The 5,707-nt window shown below is 70.4% G+C and carries 3 protein-coding genes and 1 pseudogene; all 4 read left to right on the forward strand.

The features are described 5' to 3' along the window. The first annotated feature begins 613 nt into the window (after positions 1-613). Positions 614-1,597, forward strand: a complete 984-nt coding sequence (locus tag AB0J08_RS31420) for a DJ-1/PfpI family protein (RefSeq protein WP_360641246.1) — start codon at positions 614-616, stop codon at positions 1,595-1,597. A gap of 181 nt (positions 1,598-1,778) precedes the next feature. After that, positions 1,779-2,382, forward strand: a pseudogene (locus tag AB0J08_RS31425) (isochorismatase family protein). Between the two features lie 226 nt (positions 2,383-2,608). Next, entirely contained in the window at positions 2,609-4,255 is a 1,647-nt protein-coding gene (locus AB0J08_RS31430) for an MDR family MFS transporter (protein WP_360641247.1), read from the forward strand. A 358-nt stretch (positions 4,256-4,613) separates the two neighbouring features. Further along, the gene (locus AB0J08_RS31435) at positions 4,614-5,516 is read left to right on the forward strand and encodes a hypothetical protein (RefSeq protein ID WP_360641248.1); all 903 of its coding nucleotides are present in this window, start codon (positions 4,614-4,616) and stop codon (positions 5,514-5,516) included. Positions 5,517-5,707: the final 191 nt, after the last annotated feature.

Genomic DNA, 5,707 nt, shown 5'->3' on the forward strand with positions numbered 1-5,707 from the left:
TGGCACGCTGTTGAGTTCTCAAGGAACGGACACTTCCTTCGGACCGCCTTCCAGCGGGCCCTCCGGGCGCTTCGTTCTTTCGTGTTCCCAGCTTATCAGATGTTTTCCGCCCCGTTTCCGGCGCTTCGTTCATCCGACTTGCTTTCCTTCGGCCTTTCAGCGCTTCCGACTCTAGCAGATCGCTCTGCTGTGTCTTTCTGCACCTGCGGGCCTCGGAGGCTTTGTCGAATTATCGGTCCGGAGACCTCTTCGACGAGTTGAACTCTAGCCGAACCGCGCTTCACAAAGCGAATCCGACCGCAACCGACTTAAACCCGCACAACAATTCGAGCGGAGGCGCGCCGAAGCACGACTCAGCGAGAAGAGAAGTGGTGTTTCAAGAGGGTTGGCCGCCCCGGGACCGTCCGCGCGATTGCGTGTCCGGTGCTCCCTGCCGAGCGACCAGATAACACTACCCGCCCTCGGCGGCGGGGGCAAACGCCCAGGGCCGGCCCGGTTCAGGGTGGTGTTCCACGTCCGAGACCGCTCTTGGGCACACGGGGTCCGCCCGGTGGCCGGATGTGACAGATCGCCGTCATTGCGGTCGTCCAGGCGCTGCCGTGACGATGGATGCATGCCCACTCCACACCGTGTCGTCATCGCGGTCTTCCCCGATGTCGACCTGCTCGACGTCACCGGCCCGGCCGAGGTGTTCGCCCTGGCCAACCGGGAGTCCGACGGCCGGGCGGGCTACGAGGTCCGCCTGGCCGGCCCCGAGCCCGGCCCGGTCGTCACGTCGGCCGGGGTGCGCCTGGTGGCGGACCTCTCCTTCGCCGAGGTGGGTGCCGCGGTGGACACACTGCTGGTGCCCGGCGCGGTGGACCTGCGCCCGGACGGTCCGGTGGCCCGGGTCGACGACACCGTCGTGGAGTGGGTGAGGGCGACGGCCCCGCACGCACGACGGATCGCGTCGGTGTGCGTGGGAGCGCACCTGCTCGCGGCCGCCGGACTGCTGGACGGCCGGCGGGCGACCACCCACTGGTCGACCGCGGCCCAACTCGCGGCCGAGCACCCGCAGGTGAGAGTCGACGCCGACCCGATCTTCGTCCGCTCCGGCCGGGTGTGGACCGGCGCGGGGATCAGCACCTGCATGGATCTGGCGCTCGCCCTGGTCGCCGAGGACCACGGCGAGGACCTGGCCCTGGCCGTGGCCCGGCAACTGGTGATGTACCTGCGGCGGCAGGGCGGTCAGAGCCAGTTCAGCGTGCCGCTGAGCCGGCCCGCCCCGGCCCGCAGGGACATCGACGCGTTGCGCGTGTTCATCAACGAGCACCTCGACGAGGACCTGTCGGCGTCCGTACTGGCCGGGCGGATGCGCCTGAGCGAGCGCCATTTCGCCCGGGTCTTCCGCCAGGAGACCGGCACCAGCCCGGCCGCCTATGTGGAGGCCGCCCGGGTCGAGGCGGCGCGCCGCCTGTTGGAGACCACCGACCAGCCACTGGAGCAGATCGCGGCAGCCGCCGGGGTGGGCTCGGTGGAGACCCTGCACCGAGCCTTCCGCAAGCAGATCAACACCACCCCGGCCTCCTACCGCCGCCGCTTCCGCACGACGTCCTGACCGACCGACCCGGATCTCGGAGGTAAGAGCCGCCACCACCGCGGCCTCGCCATGCCCGTTTTCCGGGACCCGCCCCCTCGGATATCCGGCCCCGCGGATATCCGCCTCCTCACCTCGCTCCCTCCGATATCTCCGCCACCTGACCGAATCCGTCTCCCGCCCGAAAGGACACCTCTCACCCATGCCCGCCTCCACGACCCTGCGTGATGTCATCGGCCTCGACACCACGCCGCCCCGCCTCGGCGAGAGCACCCTGATCATGATCGACTTCCAGAACACCTACCGCCACGGCGTCATGGCCCTCGAAGGCGTCGAGCCCGCCCTGGCCGCCGGGGCCCGCCTGCTCGCGGCCGCCCGCTCGGCCGGCACGCGGGTCGTCCACGTCGTCAACGACGGCGGCGAGGGCACCCCCTACGACATCCGCGCCGAGATCGGAGCGATCAGCCCCGAGGTCGCGCCGATCGATGGCGAACCGGTGGTCGTCAAGCAGTCCCCCCGACGCCTTCCACCGCACCGACCTGGAGAAGACGCTGCGCGACCTGGGTGCCGGGCTCGATCTGGTACTGGCCGGGTTCATGACCCACATGTGCGTCACCTTCACCGCTCAGGGGGCCTTCCAGCTCGGCTACCGGCCCACCGTCGTCGCCGAGGCGACCGCCACCCGGTCCCTGACCGCGCCCGACGGCGGCCTCGTGCCGGCCGCCGACCTGCAGCGGGCGAGCCTGACCACCGTCACCGATCTCTTCGGCACCGTGGTCCCCACGGTCGACCGCCTCACCGTCTGACCCCTCAGGGGCCTCCCTCTCAAGGGCTTCTTCGACGCTCAAGGGCTTCTTCGACGACCCGGGCCCCGCCCGGCTCCGCTCGTCGACCGGTGACCGCGCGCACCGGAGGCCGACCCGGGACAGATGTCCCGGGTCGGCCGTGACAAACGTCGTGGGCACCGCCGGCCCCGGGCGGGCACGCTGAACCCGACGTTGGGGAAGCTGTACCGCTTGAGAGGAGCGCGAGATGTCGGAGTCGAAGCCCGATCCCGTGTCGGGAACGGGAACGGACGGGGTCGAGGCCGAGGCCGGGTCGACGCCGACAGTGGAAGCGGCGCCCGCGAAGGAGGAGGTCGAGCTCCCCCGGTTCTTCTGGCTCGGCATCGCCGGCCTGGGCATGGGAATGTTCCTCGCCATGCTGGACAGCCTGATCGTGGCCACCGCGCTGCCGACCATCGCGGGCGACCTGGGCGGACTGGACAAGCTCTCCTGGGTGATCACCGCCTATCTGCTGCCCACCGCGGTCGGCACCCCGATCTGGGGCAAGCTCGGCGACCTGCTCGGCCGCAAGCGGATCTTCATGGTGTCGATCGTGGTCTTCCTGATCGGCTCCGCTCTCTGCGGCACCGCCCAGGACATGACGCAGCTGATCATCTACCGGGCGGTCCAGGGCATCGGCGGCGGCGGTCTGATCGCCGGCGCGCTGGCGATCATCGGCGAGGTGGTGCCGTTCGAGAAGAGCGGCCGGATCCAGACCATGATGGCCATCCTGATGCCGTCCTCCTTCGTCGGCGGCCCGCTGATCGGTGGCCTGTTCACCGAGCACATCAGCTGGCACTGGGTCTTCTACGTCAACCTGCCGCTCGGCATCGCGGCGCTGGTCGTCATCGCCCTCTTCGTCCACACCTCGGCGCCCACCACGCGGGCCAGGATCGACGTCCCGGGCGCCCTGCTGCTGACCGCCACCATCGTCAGCCTCACCCTGCTCACCAGCTGGGCCGGCACCGAGTACGCGTGGTCCTCGCCGCAGATCATCGGCCTGGCCGTGCTCGCCGTGCTCTCGCTCATCGCGTTCGTCCGGGTCGAGGCCCGGGTGGCGGAGCCGATCCTGCCGCCGCGGATGTTCCGCAGCCGCAACTTCACCCTCGCCCTGGTGCTCACCTTCACCTCGGGCGGCGCCATGTTCGCCGGGACCAGCTTCCTCCCGCAGTACACCCAGTTCGCCCGGGGCGTCTCGCCGACCACCGGCGGCCTGCTGCTGGTGCCGATGATGACCGCGATGTTCCTCACCATGGTGATCGGCGGCAAGAAGACCGCCAAGACCCAGCGCTACCGCCCCTGGGCGCTCGCCAGCGGTCCGCTGATCAGCGCCGGCATGCTCTGCCTGCTGGTGCTGGAGTCCGACACCAACACCTTCCTCGGGTCGCTCGTCCCGATCGCGATCGGCGCGGGCGTCGGCTGCCTGACCCAGAACACCGTCATGATCACCATGAACAACGTCGAGTCCCGCGACCTCGGCGCCGGCATGGCGAGCAACACCCTCGGCCGGATCGTCGGCGGCTCCCTGGTGGTGGCACTGCTCGGCGCCGTCTTCGGCACCGTCATGAAGGACACCATCAGTGACCGGCTCGGCGACGCCGTGCAGGCCGGCGGCGGCAAGAAGCTCTCGCCGGAGCTGGTCCAGCAGCTGCCCGCACCCGTGCAGTCCGCGTTCGCCGACGGGGTGACGGACGGTCTGCACGCCATCGCCATCGGCGGTGTGGTGCTGGGTCTGCTCACCTTCGCCGCCGCCTGGTTCATCCGCGAGCCCAACCCGCAGGCCGTCGTGCCGGCGCCGGCCCCGGCTCCGGACGCGGGCGCCACGGACGCCGAGAACGCCCCGCTGCCGCAGTGACCGGGGCCCAGTGACACCGGTGGGCTGCGCGGCGGGAACCGCACAGCCCACCGGGTGAAGCAGAAGAGGGTGCGCCACCCCCGTGCGCACCCTCTTCTGCCGTTTCCGCGCGCACCCCCTTCCGCCGTTCCGCTCCGCCGTTTCCGCGGCCACGGCGCCCCGGCCGGACAGCCGCCGACCCCCTTGCCCGGCGGCCCCCTGCCGGGGGTGGCGGAAGGGGGCCCGTGGGGCCGCCCGCACGGCTCTGACCGGCCGCTCCAGGGGTGCTGGTTAGGGGGCGTTAGGGGTACCGGCGTTCCGCCTCCTCGCAAATACTGAGACAGCCTTTCCGGGGTCCACCGCGAGGAGTGTTTTCAGCATGGCAGCGAGTTTCGCGAACGGTCAGTGCCGCTCGTTCCGTGGAGACGGAAGGCTCGACCTCCTGGTACGGAACGTCGAAACGGGCGAGTTGCTGGTCTATCCGCACAGCGGCACGTTCGACGGCGAGAAGACTTTCGACGAACCCGTCAGCATCGGCCCCGACTTCGGCTGGCAGCGCTTCTTCTTCCTCCGCGCGCTGGACTGCACCGGCGACGGCCGCGCCGACATCTGCGCGTTCAGCGTCGAGGAACACGGGCTCAACCCGGGCGAGAACGGCGAGCACGGGTTCTTCCTGCTGCAGAACCTCGGCGGGCCCGGTGAGATCGGCCCCTGGTCCGAGCCGCTGCGGGTCTCCGGCAAGCGCGACGACGGCCGGCGCTGGGAGACCATCGGCTTCGCCGACGTCATGGGCACCGGAGCCGACGACTCGTTCAGCAAGGGCGAGAACGCCGACAACGTCGACGTCTTCCCCAACCGCGGCCTCGGCGCGATCAGGAACGACACCTACGACAAGGACCCGGTACGGCTCACCGAGATCGGCGTCGACGACTTCCCCGTCGCGATGGCCGACTTCACCGGCAACGGCCACCTCGACCTGATCGTCCGCCGCGCCAACGGCGACCTCGACCTCTACGAGTTCGCCGCCCGCCCCGGCACCCCGGAGGCCGCCACCGTCCCCGGCACCTGGTACACCGTCGCCCACGGGTGGCAGCAGATGGTGCTGATGACGCTCACCGACATCGACCTGGACGGGAAGCCCGACCTGCTCGCGCTGCGCCCCGACGGCACCCTCGCCGCCTACCAACACGCCGGTGCCTTCGATCCGGCCGACCCGCTGAGCCTGTTCCGCGAGCCGGTCGTCGTCGCCACCGAATTCGGAAAGTACGACGTCATCAGCTGAACCGGCCACTCCCGGCCTCCCGAAGTCCCCGAATTCCCGGACGGTCTCCGGTAATCCCCGCAGCGCCGCCCGGCGCCGTTCGGACCGCAATCCCGCACAGTCGGCGAACCGAACGCAGCCGGCGCGGTCCCGCGCAATCCCCGAAATTCACCCTGCCGCCGCCCGGCCCGTCGGAATCTGGATTGGCTCCA

Source organism: Kitasatospora sp. NPDC050463 (genome assembly GCF_040655255.1).
Lineage (GTDB): Bacteria > Actinomycetota > Actinomycetes > Streptomycetales > Streptomycetaceae > Kitasatospora.

Excerpts from the sequence above, each read along its gene's own strand:
- AB0J08_RS31435 (WP_360641248.1), top strand. The coding sequence starts at position 4,614 with ATGGCAGCGAGTTTCGCGAACGGTCAGTGCCGCTCGTTCCGTGGAGAC.
- AB0J08_RS31420 (WP_360641246.1), top strand. The coding sequence starts at position 614 with ATGCCCACTCCACACCGTGTCGTCATCGCGGTCTTCCCCGATGTCGAC.
- AB0J08_RS31430 (WP_360641247.1), top strand. The coding sequence starts at position 2,609 with ATGTCGGAGTCGAAGCCCGATCCCGTGTCGGGAACGGGAACGGACGGG.